Source organism: Pontiella sulfatireligans (assembly GCF_900890705.1).
Taxonomy (GTDB): Bacteria; Verrucomicrobiota; Kiritimatiellia; order Kiritimatiellales; family Pontiellaceae; genus Pontiella; species Pontiella sulfatireligans.
In genome coordinates, this window is the sequence record NZ_CAAHFH010000003.1 from 130,865 (window position 1) to 147,663 (window position 16,799).

The window sequence follows — 16,799 nt, forward strand, 5'->3', positions numbered from 1 at the left end:
GCGCTTGATCATCCGTGGAGGAAGGGGCCCCCTTATATATAGGGCAATGCTTAAGCGGCTTTGCCGCTGGTATCGGTTATTCGTTATTCGTTATGAGGAAAAGAGGATGCCTGCGAGTGCAGGTATCGTTTTCCGAGCTTCTTTCTCTCTTTTTTTATCCTGAATTTCGACTGTTTTTCCATTTTTCAAACGTCTGGACAGACCGCTGCGTTGCCGCTTCCAAAGCTTGGAAGCGGGAGGCCTTTATCGTGTCGCGGCCGTCCCGGCTGCGGGCTGAAACAGTCGGTCTACTAGCCCGTGCCGCGCGGACACGGGATAAACTCACGCCAGCGAATGAGACCGCCGCAGGTTTTGCATTTCCAGGGTTTACGGTGCGGTGGTTTCCCGGGGGGCAGCAACTCGACAAGAATCTCATAGAGCGCGCAGATGAGTTCGCGAATCCGCTCGAGCGGTACGCGGCAGTTGGACGCGAGGAATCCGTAGTGCCGCACCTTCATGAACCCGTGCGGCAGGACGTGCTGAAGATAGCGCCGCATGAACTCGAAAATCTTGAGGCTCATTGTTTTCCAGGCTTTGGAACCGGAAGGTTTGTATTTGAAGGTCACCTCGCCGTCGGCCACGCGGATGATTCGGCTCGGCGCGATGGCCACGCGAAAGACATATTGCGCGAGATACTTGAGCGCCCGCTGGCCGTTGCCGACGTTGCGGACATCGACAACCCAGTCGGGGTTCCACACGCACGGCGGCGCGGCGAGCCCTTCTTGTTTGAGCAGCTCCATGAACTTGGCGCGGTAGATTATCGAGAGCGGTTTGCCATGGATATAAAACTCAGCACCGGAGCTTTTCCATTCGGTCTCGTCTTTTGAGAGCCCGCCGCCGGGCACGATGAAGTGCACGTGCGGATGGTATTCAAGCTGTCGCGTCCACGTGTGCAGGATGCCGGTAAACCCGGCGGTTTCACATCCGACAAAGCGCGGATCTTTCGCCAGCTTTTTCAGAGCGCCGGAGGCCGCTTTGAAGAGCGCGGAATAAGCCGCCTTTTGGTTGGACCGGATCAGCGAGCGGAGTTCCTTGGGCACGGTGAAGGTGATCATGAAATAATTAACCGGCAGCGCCTTCTCAAGCTGCTTGATCAACCACTCATCCGACTTTCCGGCCTGGCAGGTCGGACAGTGCCGGTTGCCGCAGGAGCTGTCGGCATAGTGGCTTTCGCCGCAACCGTCGCACGAAAATGAATGTTGGCCGAAAGCACCGGTGCCGCAGTTGCGGATAGCCCGGATCACCTTCCGATGATTTGAGGGCATGTCCGCACCGAAGCGCGCAAGATAGGCCGCGCCGTGAGTCTGGAAAAGGTTCTGAATGGGATTAGGCATCGTCGAGCCCTCCCATCAGGCGGTTGATGCGCGCGGCGGCATCACTGTTGCCCATGTCGGTGACATGAAGATAGATCATGGTGGTTTCAAGGGAGCTGTGACCGAGATACTGCTGAACAATGCGCAGGTTAACGCCCGCCTCGATCAGATGCGTGGCATAGGAGTGCCGCAGCGTATGAAGCGTAGCGTGTTTTTTTATCTTGGGGAGCTCTTTAAGAATCCGGCGCATCATTTGCTGAACCGACGAGCGGGCCATGGGCGTGGTCGCCGTGCGTCCCTTTTTACCATCACGGCCAAGCGCCGGGAAAAGCAGGGCTTTATTACGATGTGTTTTCCAATATTCAACCAACAGATTATAGGTGGATTTCGGCAAAGGAATATAGCGGTCCTTCCCGCCCTTGCCCTGGCGGACATGGAGTGTCATGCGTTCTTTGCAGATATCATGAACCGTAAGGTTCAGTGCCTCCTGCAGACGCAGGCCGCACGAATACACCGTGGCCAGAAACGCGCGGGCCTGAGGCGTACGTGCCGCGCCCAGAATCAGGCGGACCTCGTTAATGCTAAGAACCGTCGGCGGCGTAGTCAGGCGCTTGATCTTCAGCAGCCGAAGCGTCTCCCAGTCCATCGGGAGAGTGTGGGTATAGAAAAACTTAATCCCGCTGTAGGCAATGCGCATCGTCGATGCACTCCAGCCCTGGTCATTTTTACAATACAGGAAATATTCACGCACCTGCTGTTCCGCGATCTCCTCTGCCGGCACATGCCAGAAGTTGGAGAGTTGGCGCACCGCGCGCGAGTATGATTTTTGTGTACGATCGCTGTAGTCACACAGCTGCATGTCCTCTATCATCTTATTTTGTAATTTGTTGTTCATATCAGCTTCCTTTCGCTCTGTTATGAGGACGCTGAATACGTCCTCTTTCAGAGTGGAAGCTATATGATTAACAGGGATTGTTTAACTGCCGCGCAGCGGCTTACTTGAACCAGAACTTGGAGCCTATCGTGACAACGCCCGTTGACAAAGTTGAACCACAATCCACTCAGGCTCACGTTTAACGTTCGACGGATAGAAATAATATGAAACACATCATAATATTAATGGGAATAATGTTTCTGTCTGGATGCACAGTCCGTGAGTCTGCGCACGATAAACTGCAAGGCGAACTCAAAGAGGTTGTCATGCAAAATATAGACGCATGGAATTCTAAAAATTTCTCGCAGTTAAAAGAAACCATCAATTTAGAATCTGATCTGTGGAGAAGAATAAAACAGTCGTGGGATATAGAACTTGAGATAGATTCTACATCTGAACTAGAAAAGGGGTCAGTCCTTGAATATTAACATTCAAAAGGGGCCAAAAAAAATGGCAATTGCTTGGTTAATCCGCCGAAATACATGCGTTAAAAATAGTTGGATATCAGATTTGTTAACGATGGGGCATCCGAGCAGTGTTTCGAGAAACATTAAATTAATGGAGAGCGCAACCAAGGGGGAGTTATGGACGCTGAAGCAGAAAATGTTAAAATTCAAGGACTGACCCCGGACCCAGCTGCATGTCCTCTATCATCTTATTTTGTAATTTGTTGTTCATATCAGCTTCCTTTCGCTCTGTTATGAGGACGCTGAATACGTCCTCTTTCAGAGTGGAAGCTATATGATTAACAGGGATTGTTTAACTGCCGCGCAGCGGCTTACTTGAACCAGTCAATTGAGGCTATCGTGACAACGCCCGTCGAGTCAGGCAAAGTTTGTTCGCACTCAGCCTCATCTCAAACGTTGGGGACATAAAAAATAATGATATATAAAATTCCAGCAATATACCTCGTAATGATCGCCTGTTGCTGGCTATTCATCCAAGTATCGCCTCATTATGTGAAAGAAAAATCCTTCAAACATTCTGAGTTCTCAAAGTACATCGAGGGACTGCAAAGCAGCGAACATCACCACCCCTTCATGATTATCGAGCACCCTCATTCAAAAACTAAGCTGTGGTTTAATATTAATGATGATGAGATAGAAGCATATTTCTCTATGCTCTCTGAATTCGACAAAGCCCGAGAACAGCAACTAACAAATGTATCGGTTCAAAATGATTTGGACCTGAGAGATAAAAAAGAGGGAAACTTTGTTTTGCATTGGGATTTCAAGGGCTCTCCTGAAGAGGTCTCGAAGAAAACCGGAATCCTGCTTGAAGAAGGATTTAACTTTAACGATTTCAGCGAATTGAAAATAATAACTCATGAAATGAAGGTTAAAAAGTAAGTCTCATCAGTGAAAAATAAAAACCAAAACATCTACCTACTCGTTGTCTTAATTTTCTCATTCGCCTGCTGTTGGGATGGTTATCTTGGCTCATGGATGAACACAACCTTCTTCAGTATATATACAGGAATTCCAATAATTCTTTCCTCTATACTTGAGGATGTCGTGGGTAACTGGTTCCGAAATGATTTCATATTCTTCCCCGCGATAACAGTAAGTATGGCTCTCCTTGTATTTTTACCTGTACTCAAATTTTCAAAGTTCAAAAGCATGAAAGGCTTTGTTTTTACACAAACCATTGCTTTTATAATATTCACAATAATCAATTACCCAATTAGTTTACTTACATGGCAATAATACCCCAACCAGGCAATCGAGAGGTACGAGGCAAAGGCGCCAAAAATTTAATTGATGAGGTTTAGCAAGTTGCGCCTTTGCTCGCCCCTCATCGCAGACGTTCGACACGAGAAATAGAAATGGAAGAAATAATATTCCAGAAAAGGGGTCAGTCCTTGAATATTAACAAGTTGGCTTAAACCTCTTTTTTGGATCGCGCAGATTACAGATTCGGTGGATCAATTCTAGGATTATGAGAAAAGGACTGCCCCTTTTCTCTCCACCAAGGCCGCTCCCGCCGAACTTCGTGGCGTCGGAGCCTCCCGCGTGCCGGCTCGGACGGCGCCTCGCCCTCCCCTGATCAGGAAGATGCCCTGAGATCCTGAAGCTGGAGCAAGCTGTTGCCGTTCCAGGGTCTGAACCGGCGCCACGAAGCCCACCCTCACCGGCGGGCTTTTTTTTGTAGGCGACTTCCAGCCGCGTTGCGGCTGAGCAGGAGGATCACTGCCCGCAGCGCCCATGGCCGGCGAGGACGCCAGCCCTCCACTCGCCTTGAACACCGTTCCCCGAAACTCCTTGTGAGGTTGAGAAAAAAGGGGTCAGTCCTTGAATATTAACAATTTGGCTTAAACCTCTTTTTTGGATCGCGCAGATTACAGATTCGGTGGATCAATTCTAGGATTATGAGAAAAGGACTGCCCCTTTTCTCTCCACCAAGGCCGCTCCCGCCGAACTTCGTGGCGTCGGAGCCTCCCGCGTGCCGGCTCGGACGGCGCCTCGCCCTCCCCTGATCAGGAAGATGCCCTGAGATCCTGAAGCTGGAGCAAGCTGTTGCCGTTCCAGGGTCTGAACCGGCGCCACGAAGCCCACCCTCACCGGCGGGCTTTTTTTTGTAGGCGACTTCCAGCCGCGTTGCGGCTGAGCAGGAGGATCACTGCCCGCAGCGCCCATGGCCGGCGAGGACGCCAGCCCTCCACTCGCCTTGAACACCGTTCCCCGAAACTCCTTGTGAGGTTGAGAAAAAAGGGGTCAGTCCTTGAATATTAACAAGTTGGCTTAAACCTCTTTTTTGGATCGCGCAGATTACAGATTCGGTGGATCAATTCTAGGATTATGAGAAAAGGACTGCCCCTTTTCTCTCCACCAAGGCCGCTCCCGCCGAACTTCGTGGCGTCGGAGCCTCCCGCGTGCCGGCTCGGACGGCGCCTCGCCCTCCCCTGATCAGGAAGATGCCCTGAGATCCTGAAGCTGGAGCAAGCTGTTGCCGTTCCAGGGTCTGAACCGGCGCCACGAAGCCCACCCTCACCGGCGGGCTTTTTTTTGTAGGCGACTTCCAGCCGCGTTGCGGCTGAGCAGGAGGATCACTGCCCGCAGCGCCCATGGCCGGCGAGGACGCCAGCCCTCCACTCGCCTTGAACACCGTTCCCCGAAACTCCTTGTGAGGTTGAGAAAAAAGGGGTCAGTCCTTGAATATTAACAAGTTGGCTTAAACCTCTTTTTTGGATCGCGCAGATTACAGATTCGGTGGATCAATTCTAGGATTATGAGAAAAGGACTGCCCCTTTTCTCTCCACCAAGGCCGCTCCCGCCGAACTTCGTGGCGTCGGAGCCTCCCGCGTGCCGGCTCGGACGGCGCCTCGCCCTCCCCTGATCAGGAAGATGCCCTGAGATCCTGAAGCTGGAGCAAGCTGTTGCCGTTCCAGGGTCTGAACCGGCGCCACGAAGCCCACCCTCACCGGCGGGCTTTTTTTTGTAGGCGACTTCCAGCCGCGTTGCGGCTGAGCAGGAGGATCACTGCCCGCAGCGCCCATGGCCGGCGAGGACGCCAGCCCTCCACTCGCCTTGAACACCGTTCCCCGAAACTCCTTGTGAGGTTGCTTGATGCTTGCTAGATTGCGCGGCCTCAAGCAACACGACACGACAAAAAGGGTATTCATGTCTCATATAAGCGATGAAAAGGCGGCGCGCGAGAAGAAGGAACTCGCGCGGAAACTTCAGCTGGTCGAAAAAGAGGCGCGGCGCAAGGCGATCACGGAGCGCAAAAAAATCAAAGGCCTGCAGGTTGAGCCGACGGCTGCCTTCTATGATGACGCGGAAAAAAGGGAACCGGGCGACCGCAACATCAAAGGCTTTGGTTTTGACATACACCCCTAGGTTACTTTTTTTTCCATTGCCGTGCTGACGGTTTTTATTCTCGCCTCCTTGATGTTTGCGGATCAGGCGAGCGAAATCATCGACAGGACCCTCGCCTTCACGACGAGAACCTTCGGCTGGTTCTTTATCCTGTCGGCAAATATATTTGTCTTAGCCGCGACTTACTTTGCCTTCAGCCCGATGGGTCGCATTCGAATTGGCGGCCATGATGCCAAACCGGAGTTCAGCACGGGCGCCTGGTTGGCCATGCTGCTCAGCGCGGGCATGGGCATTGGACTCATGTTCTGGAGTGTGGGTGAACCCATATTCCACCTTCAAACCCCCTCTCCGATGTTCAGCGGCGTTGAGGGCAACACGCCCGAAGCAGCACAGGCGGCGATGGCGACCACCTTTTTCCATTGGGGAATCCACCCATGGGGCATCTATGCCATTGTCGGGCTGGGCCTCGCGTTTTTTTCCTATAACCACGGCTTGCCGCTCACCATCCGATCGATTTTCTATCCTATTCTCGGCGACCGTATCTACGGATTTTGGGGCAACCTGATCGACGTACTTTCCGTGCTGGCCACACTAGCGGGCCTCGCAACATCGCTGGGGCTTGGCGTACAACAGGTGAACGCCGGCCTGAACTATCTCTTCGACATCAACATCAGCAGCACCGTCCAGATTGTTCTGATTGCCGTGATTACCCTTATTGCCACGCTGTCCGTAGTCGCCGGTCTCGACGGCGGCGTCAAGCGGTTAAGCAAGTGGAACATGGGGCTTGCCGGCATTTTCATCCTCGTCATCCTCCTCCTCGGCCCCACGGTCTATCTGCTGGGGAGCCTTCTCCAGAACTTTGGGTACTATCTAACGAAACTGCCGGAAATCAGCCTTTGGACTGAAACCTTCCGGGAGAGCAACTGGCAGGGCTCATGGACGGTCTTCTATTGGGCTTGGTGGATTGCCTGGTCACCCTTTGTCGGCATGTTTATTGCGCGGGTTTCCAAGGGGCGCACGGTACGGGAATTCATTCTTGGAGTGATGGTTATTCCCACGCTGCTCTCTTTTGTATGGATGTCGATACTCGGCGGCGCCGCACTTGAACTGCAACTCAGTGGTGCAGCGGACATTTCGGCTGCCGTTAACGACAATGTGGCCACGGCCCTCTTTGACATGCTGAAACACTTTCCCTTCACCCAGATTCTCAGCATGGTCGGCATCGTGCTCGTCACTATTTTCTTTGTAACCTCCTCCGATTCCGGCTCGCTGGTGGTCGACCACCTGACCTCTGGCGGGAAGCTCGACTCCCCGATTCCGCAACGCGTTTTCTGGGCGGTCATGGAAGGCGTCGTGGCCGCAGTATTGTTACTCGGCGGAGGGCTGAAAACGCTGCAGACCGCATCGCTCATCACCGGGCTCCCGTTTGCGGTCGTCCTTCTGTGCACCATCTATTCGCTCTACGTCGGCTTAAAACAAGAGCTGTTTATTGAAGACCGGGTGCAAAAGGAGCTGGGGCTTGCAAGGGAAAAGCACCGGGTGGACGGGGCGATTGAAGAGTGGGCCGACAATAATGAATCTGAGGGGTAGTAGCAATATATGTTAAATCGAATCAACGTTGTGGCTTTTATTTTTCTAACGGCCGGCCTGTGGAATACAAATACGTTCGGGATTGAAGTGGGGCCACTGGAAATCGGGGGCGCCATGCGTGTAAACTATATCCGTGGAGATTACACCGAAACCGGTGGTGATGAAGCCCAACGGGGCGATAATGGCGGAAATTTTGAGCTGGACACCTTCCGCATAAACCTCGACTACAATCAGGGCCCTTTCACAGGGAAAGCTGAGTACCGCTGGTATGATGGCTATAACTTTTTGCACACCGGCTGGCTGGGGTATAATTTTGAAGAGGCAGGGCAAGTTCAAGTTGGCCTAAATCGCGTTCCGTTTGGCGTAGGGCCCTATGGCCCGGCCAACAATTGGTTTTTCGACCTGCATTATTATGTCGGTTTGTCTGACGACATGGACTACGGCATAAAATACAGCGTGAAGCGTGGAGATCTGGCGCTGGATTTTGCATATTATCTCCGGGCCGAACACAGTTTTGTCGGGGACTCCAAAGAGAGCGCGCGCTACTCGTATGACATTGTCGACAACGGCTCCGACTATTCCGCTTACAAAGAGAAAAATCAGTTGAATGCCCGTTGCGTCTATTCGATTCTGGAAGATTCGGCGCCAACGGATATCGGCGTTTCCCTGCAAGTCGGACAGCTGGATGCCGACAACGCGCGGGCCAAAGACTCCATGGCATACGCCGGCGCCATCCATAGCAAAAGTTCCTTTGGGGCCTGGGGTCTTATGCTGCAATGCTCGAAATACAAATATGATGCCGACTACAAAGACCCGGCCCTCACCGATGATCTGATCGTCATGGGGGCATACGACTATCCAGCAGCGGTCGCCACCGAAGGCACGATTCCTTCGGTGGCTCTCAGCTACAACTGGAAAGTTGATAAACCCTGGGCCGATTCGATTACCTTCTACAACGACTTCAGCGTTTTAATTAAGGACGGGGAGACGGCCAGCGGCGAAAGCTTCAACGACAGCGCGATGAATGTGCTCGGCATGGCCATTGCCAACGGCGGCTGGTACATCTATGTCGATTATGCCTACGCCAGCGGCAATTTCTTTATCGGAGACGAAGGCGACTTTGGCGCCAATCTGGACGATGACTGGCAAAGCCGTTTCAACGTTAACTTTGGATACTACTTCTAATTCCTGCGGTTTCGCCGCCATCCACGGGTCCTCCTCGCGGTTCTATTGAATCCTTTTTTTTTCATTGGCTTGGAACCCCAAACTAACCCAGCAGCTATGTTGGGAAGGAAAGATAACAATGCGTCGTAAAGACCGAAAACTAACTGATAGCGAAGCCCAGTCCATCCTTGAAAAATGTCAATACGGCATCCTTAGCACCGTATCAGCTGACAACCTTCCATCAGGTATTCCCTTGAATTATTGTGTAATGGATAAATGCATCTATTTTCATTGCGCCATCGAAGGAGCTAAAATCGACAACATTAAGAACAACCCTCGGGTGTCATTTTGCGTTGTAGGGAAAGATGAAGTAATTCCTCACAACTTTACGTCTCTTTATGAATGCTGCATTGTTCACGGATTGGCGTCTGAAGTGTTTGAGGAAGAAAAATCAACTGCCCTAAAAGAACTCATATATAAATATTCCAACATTTATATGGCTGAGGGATTGGAGTATATTGAGAGGCTCAAAGACAAAACACGAGTGTTTAAAATTGCGATTGAGGCGATCTCTGGCAAGGCGAACAGATAAAAAGACAACTTTTGCCCACGCGAGCAGCCCCTACTTGGCCAACGCCCGTTTTTGAAGGCAGAGTCGGATTCCCAAGCGACTCACCTCAGACGTTGGGACCAGAAAGAAAAACAGGAAACATTATGACAAGCAGAAGATTCATCTCCATTATTGCAACGACATTAACCCTGTGTTCAATTTCAGCATATTCTAATGAACCTACGGAACAGCCTGCATCGCTCAGAATAGCCTGTGTTGGCGACAGCATTACCTTTGGCTCAGGAATAAAGGATCGAAATGCGAACAGTTATCCAGCGCAGCTTTCTGCGATGCTTGGGAAAAACACAACCGTCCGTAATTTTGGAGTTAGCGGCGCCACACTATTAAAGAAGGGCGATAAACCTTATTGGAACCAGCCAAAATATAAAGCCGCACTTGAGTTCAAACCTGATGTTGTGATCATCAAGCTGGGCACGAATGATTCAAAACCCGTAAACTGGAAACATAAAGCTGACTACGTCCCCGACTATATTCAGCTGATAGAGAGTTTTCAAAAGCTGGAGAGCAAGCCGACAGTATGGATCTGCTACCCAGTTCCAGCTTACCCCGGACGCTGGGGCATCACAGACAAGGTCATGAAAGAGCAAGTCATCCCGCTGGTTGATGAAGTTGCCAAACAAGCAAATGTTGAAATCATCAACCTCTACTCTGCCCTTAGCGACAAGAAAGAAATGTTTCCTGACACAGTGCATCCCAACGCCGCTGGCGCAAAAGTAATGGCGGAGACAATCGTCGCAGTAATCACTAGCAAGAAGTTATAACAGGCCGAACCGCCATTAAACCCTTCTGAGTAAAGACCTGCGAAGCACATTCTGCGAACGGCAGATCAAAATTCCCCCGTCACCGTCTAGGCGGACGTTGCGCCACGGTGGAGCTTGCCGGTCCACCCGCACGCATCATGGAAGCCCCAAAACGGAGCGCGACAGCAACGCCTAGAAACTGAAGGGCTTGTTTCGGGATTAGATATTCGTGCTTAGGATTTCCCTTTTTTCAGAGGCTGGAATACCATGTGAGCTATTTACGAGGAAATTCATGGCGGAGGTTAAACTTGAAGATGCGCCGCAGGGCGTTAAAGCATATTGCGACAAGGGCGTTGCCGCCATGGAGCGCAGCAACCATGACTACGCCATGGATATGTTCGAGGCCGCGCTGAAGGTTGAGCCGGGCCTGCTGCAGGTGCGCAGGATGCTCCGCGCCGCCGCCGTTAAAAAAACCAAGGCCAACCCGCCCGGGAAACTCGGGGCAGCCAAGGGCATCGGTCGATTGATGAAAGCCTCCAGCCTGCTGAAGAAGAATCCGCTTCAAGCCTTGGAGCTGGCCGAAGCGCTGATACGGATCGATCCGTTCAACCTGAAATTCGCCAAAGTGCAGTGCGAAGCAGCCGAGGCCGCTGGACTGCCCGAAGCGGCCATCCTGACCTTGGAATCACTGAAAGGCAACCAGCCGTCCTGCTTGAAGGTGCTGGAGCCGCTGGCCCGGCTCTACCAAAAAACCGGGCAGTTCGATCTCGAATATAAATGCCGGGACGCAATCGCCAAACTTAAACCGAACGACTCGGCCGCCCTCAAGGAACTCAAGGATGCCGCCGCGCGCCTAACCATGGGCCAGGCGGGTTGGCAGCGCGATGCCATGCGCAACCCTGCAGCAACGCCGGCGGCAAACGACATGGAACAAGTCTTGGCCCAAATTGAGAAGGAGCCAGGCAACCTTAACCATCGGCGCACACTCGCCGACGTACAGCTGCGCAGCGGGCAGTATGCCGAAGCGATCCAGACCTTGGAAACCAGCCTGGAACTGGCTGGAGGTACAGATCCGCGACTCGAAAGGAAGCTGTTTACGGCAAACGATCATCTGGTCGGATTCGAACTGGCAAACGCGGAGGATGCGGATGATCGTGAGCAGATCGCCTTCCTTCGGAAAAAACGGGCCGCCATGCAGATTGAACATGCGGCGCGCCAGGCGGAACGCTACCCGAATGATCTGCAGCTCAAGTTTGAATATGGAAAACTGCTTTTGGAGAGTGGTCAACACACGGAAGCCATCCAGCAATTCCAGCTCGCGCAACGCAATCCGCAACGGCGCGTCCGCTCGTTGCTTTATCTGGCGCGGGCCTTCAAGGCCAAGGCGCAACTCGATATTGCAAAGGAACAGCTCGGCGTCGCTCTGGAGGAGCTTCCTTCAATGGATGAGACGAAAAAGGAAGTGCTCTACGAGCTAGGCGCTCTTTGCGAAGAAACCGGCAAACCATCCGAGGCCATGAAATGCTTCAAGGAAATCTATTCCGTGGACATCGGCTACCGAGACGTGGCTTCCAAGGTGGAAGCCGTCTCGAATTGAAGATTAAACCGAGGACTAGTGTTTTCCCGGACGCACGCTGTACCACGGGAGCGGTTTCTTCGGGTTGCGCTTGTCTTGGATGGTAATGAGTTCGCCGGTGCCGTGAAAGACCGGAAGGCTTTCCACCCTCTTCCATGAATATGTCTCTTCGTCCCTGACGAATACCGTATAGTCGCAACCCGCCTCCGACATCCAGCTGAGCGTGACTACGCCATCGCTATTCTGGGCGGTGGATACGCGCGGGATATTCGCCGGTTCGATTATTTCAGAAACGCATCCTGTGAGGCTCAGCATGCCCACGATGGCCGCAATCGCTAAATACATTTTCATCCTATTGCTCAACCTTAGCCTCGACGGCGGCTTCTTCAACCACAACCGCAGCTTCTTCGGCATCAGCAACGCCCATAATGACCGCTGCCGGCACCTCGTTAGTCAACGGAGATTCGAGTGTATCCATTTCCAAAAAGTCTTCGGCCATCTCTTCTTCAGCGGCAGCCTCCTCGAGCATTTCCTCTTCTACGACCGATTCTTCAACTGCCTCGACGTCTATAGGCTCTTCAAACACCTCAAAGACGACCGGTTCGGGAATGCGCACCACGAACCAGTATTGGAGGTCCGATGCACCGACTATCGGCCGCGCCTTGAGGTGCTCATCCAAGCGCTGGTGGTACCATGCAATATTCAACCCTTCTGGATTGATGGAGGCCATGTCCATGCCGTAGCGATTGGCAAACCATTTCCAGTCCTTGTAGTCGAAATCGTAATACTGGCCAATGAGGTGAAGCAGCGGGCGGGTATCGGTAGTTGAGATCTTGTACACCGACTCAACCCAATCAACCGGAGGCACCAGACTTTCGGGAATAGGCATGCCGGGCTCCTCAATCAAGAGCGCAGAATTGGGGCCGTTGCGGAAAAACTCGCCGGTTTTGTATTTTTCCGGAGTAACGTTCACCCACTCGCTTCCGGCCCAGCCATGCAGAGAAACCTCTCCTCGAGCACCGATCTTGTAGCTCAGCAACAAGGTGGGGTAGCGGTTGGCAAGATCCAGCCCCTTTTGGAGAGAAGCCTCATCGCGAGGCACCATGACCAGCGTGACCTCCTTCATGCGACCGGCAAAGGACGACACGGCAGAAAGCAGCATGGCGGCAAGTATGAACAACCGAATGGATTTTATGGATTTCATCATTTTCTCCCAGTTAAGCAACTAGAGGTGTTGGGGCCAGTCGAACGGACAGTTTCTGATCAATCATCATCAGTCCGCCTTTGTCGTTGCCGACCATGCGCAGCGGCGCAAGGATATCATTAACGTTTGCCTCTTCTTCAACCTGTTCACTCACATACCACTGGAGGAAGGTTTGGGTAGCATAGTCGCGCTCTTCAACGGCGAGGCCCATCAACTTGTGAATGTAAGAGGTTATAAACTGTTCGTGCTCCAATGTTTGCTCGAAAACTTCCAGAGGCGTGCCGTATTCCAGAGGGGGCTCCTCGATGGTTTTGAGGTGGATGGTGCCGCCTTGATCAAGAATGTAGTCATACATCTTAGTGACGTGCAGGCTTTCCTCTTCGTACTGCATGCGCATCCAGTGGGCAAACCCGGGCAAGCCGATCTTGTTGCAATAGGCCGACATGGCTAGATACATGTAGGCGGAGAAAAACTCCTTGTTGACCTGCTCGTTCAGCTCTTCTTGCATTTTTTCTGAAATCATAACCACTCCTGTTGTTTGATGTCTCTTGGACTATCTGCCTTGAAAAAAAGTCAGTCAATCCCATTTGCACGCTTGGCCGATACCACCGTGTTGTACAGCAACATCGTAATGGTCATCGGGCCGACGCCGCCGGGCACCGGTGTAATCATCGAGGCTTTTTCCTTTACGGCCTCGAAATCCACGTCGCCGACCAACCGGTAACCGCGCTCCCGAGAGGCGTCCTCAACACGGTTGACGCCAACGTCGATCACCACAACGCCCTCTTTAACCATGTCGGCCGTTACCGTGTTCGGCCAGCCCGATGCGGCAATGATGATGTCCGCCTGACGGGTGTGGAAGGAGAGATCCTTGGTGCGGGTATGGCAGAGCGTAACCGTGGCGTTGGCGCCTTCCTTCTTTTGAAGGAGCATGTTGGCGACCGGCTTGCCGACAATGTTGCTGCGGCCCACCACCACCACGTGCGCGCCAGAGGTTTCGACGCCGCTGCGCATCAGCATTTGCAGGATGCCGTTCGGCGTGCAGGGCAAAAACGCCTCTTCACCGACCATCATCTTGCCCACGTTCATCGGGTGGAAGCCGTCGACATCCTTGTCAGGATCAATCGCCAGCAGCACCGCCGCCTCGTCGATATGCTTGGGCAGCGGAAGCTGGACAAGAATACCGTTGATCTTGGGATCGTTGTTCATCTGATTCACCAGCGCCAGCAGATCTTCCTGCGAGGTTTCGGCCGGCAGGCGGTTGTCGTCGGAATAGATCCCGATCTTTTCGCAGGCGCGCTCCTTCGCTGTGACATACGATTGCGAGGCCGGATCAGCCCCCACCAAAACAACGCCAAGACCGGGAACAATCCCCTTCTCTTTCAATGCGGCCACTTCCGTGGTGAGCTCTTCGCGGATATCCGCAGCAATCTGTTTCCCATCAATAATTTTCGCCGACATGCTTTCCCTCTCCCTCTATTTAATAAACCGAATGCACGCAGGATAGCGGAATGCCACCCCTTCGCTGGCCTTTACAGCCGCAATGATCACAAATATAAAACCAATAAACCTGACTGCAAGCACAACCACCCATCCCCCTATAAAGAGAAACAACCACCCGAGCAACGCATACAAAAAAAGGCTGATTTGGAAATTCAAAGACTCTTTCCCTTGGTCGTCGATAAATTCGCCGTCAACGCGTTTGATCAACCATAATACCAAAGGCCCAAGAAGATTGGCAGAAGCAATCGGAACGATAATGCCGCAAAGCGCAATCAGATGGCATCCCATTGCCCATTGGCGCTCGGTTTTGGACGGGATTGCTGCATTCTGAAAATCGTTGCTTTCCATGGGCTCCTCCTGCTGGTTCCAACGGTTTCGAAACTATACCGCACCCAAGCGCACCCGCAAACCCGATTTCCAATTTTCCGCCCCGAAAAAGCCCCATCCACAGAAACCAAAAAAAAAGCCCCTCCATAACAGAGAGGCCTTCTACAGTCAAAAAACTGAATCCAAACTATTTCTTGGCGTCAGCTTTCTTCGCGCAGCATGCTTTGGCGCAGTCGGCGCCACACTTCTTGACGTCAGCCTTTTTACCGTCTTTGGCCGCAGTGCAAGCGGAGCAGGCCGCTTTCTTTTCAACCTTCTTGGCGGAACATCCGCAACTGTCACAAGCAAAAGCTGAAGAACCAGCCATGAACAACGCAATTGCAGCAATACTCATCATTCTTTTCATTATTCGGTCTCCTGTTAGAATTAACCTATTATGAGTTAAGTGACCAAAGCGGTCTTGTTTTGTTCAAAACAATATCCGAAAAAATGAGTTTGTCACGAAAAACTTAGGCGCATATCGCGGGCGGCCTTGACTTCGTCCAACCGGCCGACCGGCGTTGAAACAGGGGCTTTGTGCAATTGTTCCGGGTCGTTTTTGGCAATTTCAAACAATTCTTCCATCACTTCCACAAAATGGTCGAGCGTATCGCGGTCTTCCGATTCGGTCGGTTCAACCATGATGGCCTCCGACACGTTAAGCGGAAAATAGACGGTCGGCGGATGGATTCCACGGTCGATCATGCCCTTGGCGATGTCCAAAGTATGAAGGCCGTATTGCTTCAGGACGTCGCCTGAATAGACAAACTCGTGCATGCAGCAGCCCTTGTATTCCTCATTAAAGAGCGGACGCAGCTTTTCCTGCAAATAGTTAGCATTGAGAACGGCGCGGTTGCTGGTGCCCAGCATTCCATCGCGTCCGAGCGACAGGATATAGGCATAGGCGCGGGCGATGATCCCAAAGTTGCCGTAGAACGGCGCAATGTAGCCGATGCTCTTGGGTTCGTCATAGTTCAGCGCAAACGTGCCGTCCTTGGTTTTTTCGACGCGCGAGATCGGCAGATACGGACGAATCTTTTCAACCACGCCAACCGGTCCGGCGCCCGGACCACCACCGCCATGCGGTGTGGCGAACGATTTGTGCAGGTTCAGATGGCAGATGTCGAAGCCCATGTCGCCGGGTTTGTAGCGCCCCATAATGGCGTTGAAGTTGGCGCCGTCGTAATACATCAGGCCATCGACCTCATGCACGGCATCGCAGATATCCTTAATGCGCGGGTTGAACACGCCCAGCGTGTTCGGACTCGTCAGCATCACACCGGCGGTCTTTTCATTGAGCGCTTCCATGAACAGGTCAAAATCCATCACGCCGTTTTCATCGGAAGGAATCGTAACAATCTTGTAGCCGGCCAGCCGGGCGCTGGAGGGGTTCGTCCCGTGGGCAGAGTCTGGAATAATGATGTGGTCTTTATCGTTTCCATTGTCCTTGTGATAGGCGGCCATCATCATCACACCGGTCAGCTCGCCGTGCGCGCCGGCCATCGGCTGGAGGGTGAACTCGTCCAGGCCGGTCGCTTCGGAAAGCAGACGTTCGGTGTTGTAGAGAATCCCCAGCGATCCCTGCGTAAGCAAGCCCCCGCCCCGCAGCTGCGGCCACAGCGGATGCACATCCGTCAGCTCCGGCAGGTTGGCGACGGCCTCGCAAGCCTTCGGATTGTATTTCATGGTGCACGAGCCCAGCGGATAGAAATGGGTATCGACCGAAAAGTTTAACCGCGAGAGCGCCGTAAAGTGGCGTACCACTTCTGCTTCCGAAACTTCCGGCAGCTCGGCCGGCTTGCTCCGCAGATACTTTGAAGGAATCTCTTCCGTCGCCGAAATCTTGATCGAGGACATTTGCACCCCGGGACGGCCGGGCGATGATTTTTCGTAGATGAGTTTCATAAAACGTACTCCGTAC

16 protein-coding genes and 1 pseudogene are annotated in these 16,799 nt (G+C 52.6%); 8 read left to right on the forward strand and 9 right to left on the reverse strand.

Annotated features, from left to right (window positions below):
• Window positions 1-290: 290 nt before the first annotated feature.
• Entirely contained in the window at window positions 291-1,373 is a 1,083-nt protein-coding gene (locus SCARR_RS24990; protein WP_136060304.1) for an IS91 family transposase, read from the reverse strand.
• Window positions 1,366-2,247, reverse strand: coding sequence for a site-specific integrase (locus SCARR_RS24995; protein ID WP_136060303.1), 882 nt, complete (start codon window positions 2,245-2,247; stop codon window positions 1,366-1,368). Before SCARR_RS24995 ends, SCARR_RS24990 begins: the two co-directional genes overlap by 8 nt.
• 203 nt (window positions 2,248-2,450) lie before the next feature.
• Here SCARR_RS24995 and SCARR_RS25000 point away from each other — a divergent pair, with 203 nt between their 5' ends.
• The 8 genes and pseudogenes from SCARR_RS25000 (at window position 2,451) to SCARR_RS25030 (ending at window position 11,826) form a co-directional block, all read left to right on the forward strand.
• On the forward strand, window positions 2,451-2,714 hold the full coding sequence (locus SCARR_RS25000) for a hypothetical protein (protein ID WP_136064981.1): 264 nt from the start codon (window positions 2,451-2,453) through the stop codon (window positions 2,712-2,714).
• 453 nt (window positions 2,715-3,167) lie between these two features.
• Window positions 3,168-3,635, forward strand: a complete 468-nt coding sequence (locus SCARR_RS25005) for a hypothetical protein (RefSeq protein WP_136064983.1) — start codon at window positions 3,168-3,170, stop codon at window positions 3,633-3,635.
• A gap of 2,271 nt (window positions 3,636-5,906) precedes the next feature.
• Window positions 5,907-6,125, forward strand: a complete 219-nt coding sequence (locus tag SCARR_RS28710; RefSeq protein WP_222846454.1) for a hypothetical protein — start codon at window positions 5,907-5,909, stop codon at window positions 6,123-6,125.
• A gap of 12 nt (window positions 6,126-6,137) precedes the next feature.
• Window positions 6,138-7,694, forward strand: a pseudogene (locus SCARR_RS25010) (BCCT family transporter); the annotation flags it as partial.
• 9 nt (window positions 7,695-7,703) lie between these two features.
• Window positions 7,704-8,879 (forward strand): hypothetical protein, encoded by a 1,176-nt coding sequence (locus SCARR_RS25015; RefSeq protein ID WP_136064985.1) that lies wholly within the window; start codon window positions 7,704-7,706, stop codon window positions 8,877-8,879.
• Between the two features lie 118 nt (window positions 8,880-8,997).
• Window positions 8,998-9,450, forward strand: coding sequence for a pyridoxamine 5'-phosphate oxidase family protein (locus SCARR_RS25020; protein ID WP_136064987.1), 453 nt, complete (start codon window positions 8,998-9,000; stop codon window positions 9,448-9,450).
• 122 nt (window positions 9,451-9,572) lie between these two features.
• Window positions 9,573-10,250, forward strand: a complete 678-nt coding sequence (locus SCARR_RS25025) for a GDSL-type esterase/lipase family protein (protein ID WP_136064989.1) — start codon at window positions 9,573-9,575, stop codon at window positions 10,248-10,250.
• A gap of 271 nt (window positions 10,251-10,521) precedes the next feature.
• Window positions 10,522-11,826, forward strand: coding sequence for a tetratricopeptide repeat protein (locus SCARR_RS25030; RefSeq protein ID WP_136064991.1), 1,305 nt, complete (start codon window positions 10,522-10,524; stop codon window positions 11,824-11,826).
• A gap of 15 nt (window positions 11,827-11,841) precedes the next feature.
• On the opposite strand, the gene SCARR_RS25035 is transcribed toward SCARR_RS25030, so the two are convergent.
• The 7 genes from SCARR_RS25035 to gcvPB all read right to left on the reverse strand — a co-directional run bounded on the left by SCARR_RS25035 (window position 11,842) and on the right by gcvPB (window position 16,783).
• Window positions 11,842-12,156: a hypothetical protein gene (locus tag SCARR_RS25035; protein ID WP_136064993.1), complete on the reverse strand. Its 315-nt coding sequence runs from the start codon at window positions 12,154-12,156 to the stop codon at window positions 11,842-11,844.
• 1 nt (window position 12,157) lies between these two features.
• The gene (locus SCARR_RS25040; protein ID WP_136064995.1) at window positions 12,158-13,012 is read right to left on the reverse strand and encodes a hypothetical protein; all 855 of its coding nucleotides are present in this window, start codon (window positions 13,010-13,012) and stop codon (window positions 12,158-12,160) included.
• A 10-nt stretch (window positions 13,013-13,022) separates the two neighbouring features.
• Window positions 13,023-13,532: a ferritin gene (locus SCARR_RS25045; protein WP_136064997.1), complete on the reverse strand. Its 510-nt coding sequence runs from the start codon at window positions 13,530-13,532 to the stop codon at window positions 13,023-13,025.
• Between the two features lie 50 nt (window positions 13,533-13,582).
• Window positions 13,583-14,470, reverse strand: coding sequence for a bifunctional methylenetetrahydrofolate dehydrogenase/methenyltetrahydrofolate cyclohydrolase FolD (gene folD / locus SCARR_RS25050; protein WP_136064999.1), 888 nt, complete (start codon window positions 14,468-14,470; stop codon window positions 13,583-13,585).
• A gap of 15 nt (window positions 14,471-14,485) precedes the next feature.
• The gene (locus tag SCARR_RS25055) at window positions 14,486-14,860 is read right to left on the reverse strand and encodes a DUF4870 domain-containing protein (protein WP_136065001.1); all 375 of its coding nucleotides are present in this window, start codon (window positions 14,858-14,860) and stop codon (window positions 14,486-14,488) included.
• Between the two features lie 166 nt (window positions 14,861-15,026).
• Window positions 15,027-15,245: a hypothetical protein gene (locus SCARR_RS25060; protein WP_136065003.1), complete on the reverse strand. Its 219-nt coding sequence runs from the start codon at window positions 15,243-15,245 to the stop codon at window positions 15,027-15,029.
• A 92-nt stretch (window positions 15,246-15,337) separates the two neighbouring features.
• Entirely contained in the window at window positions 15,338-16,783 is a 1,446-nt protein-coding gene (gene gcvPB, locus SCARR_RS25065; RefSeq protein WP_136065005.1) for an aminomethyl-transferring glycine dehydrogenase subunit GcvPB, read from the reverse strand.
• Window positions 16,784-16,799: the final 16 nt, after the last annotated feature.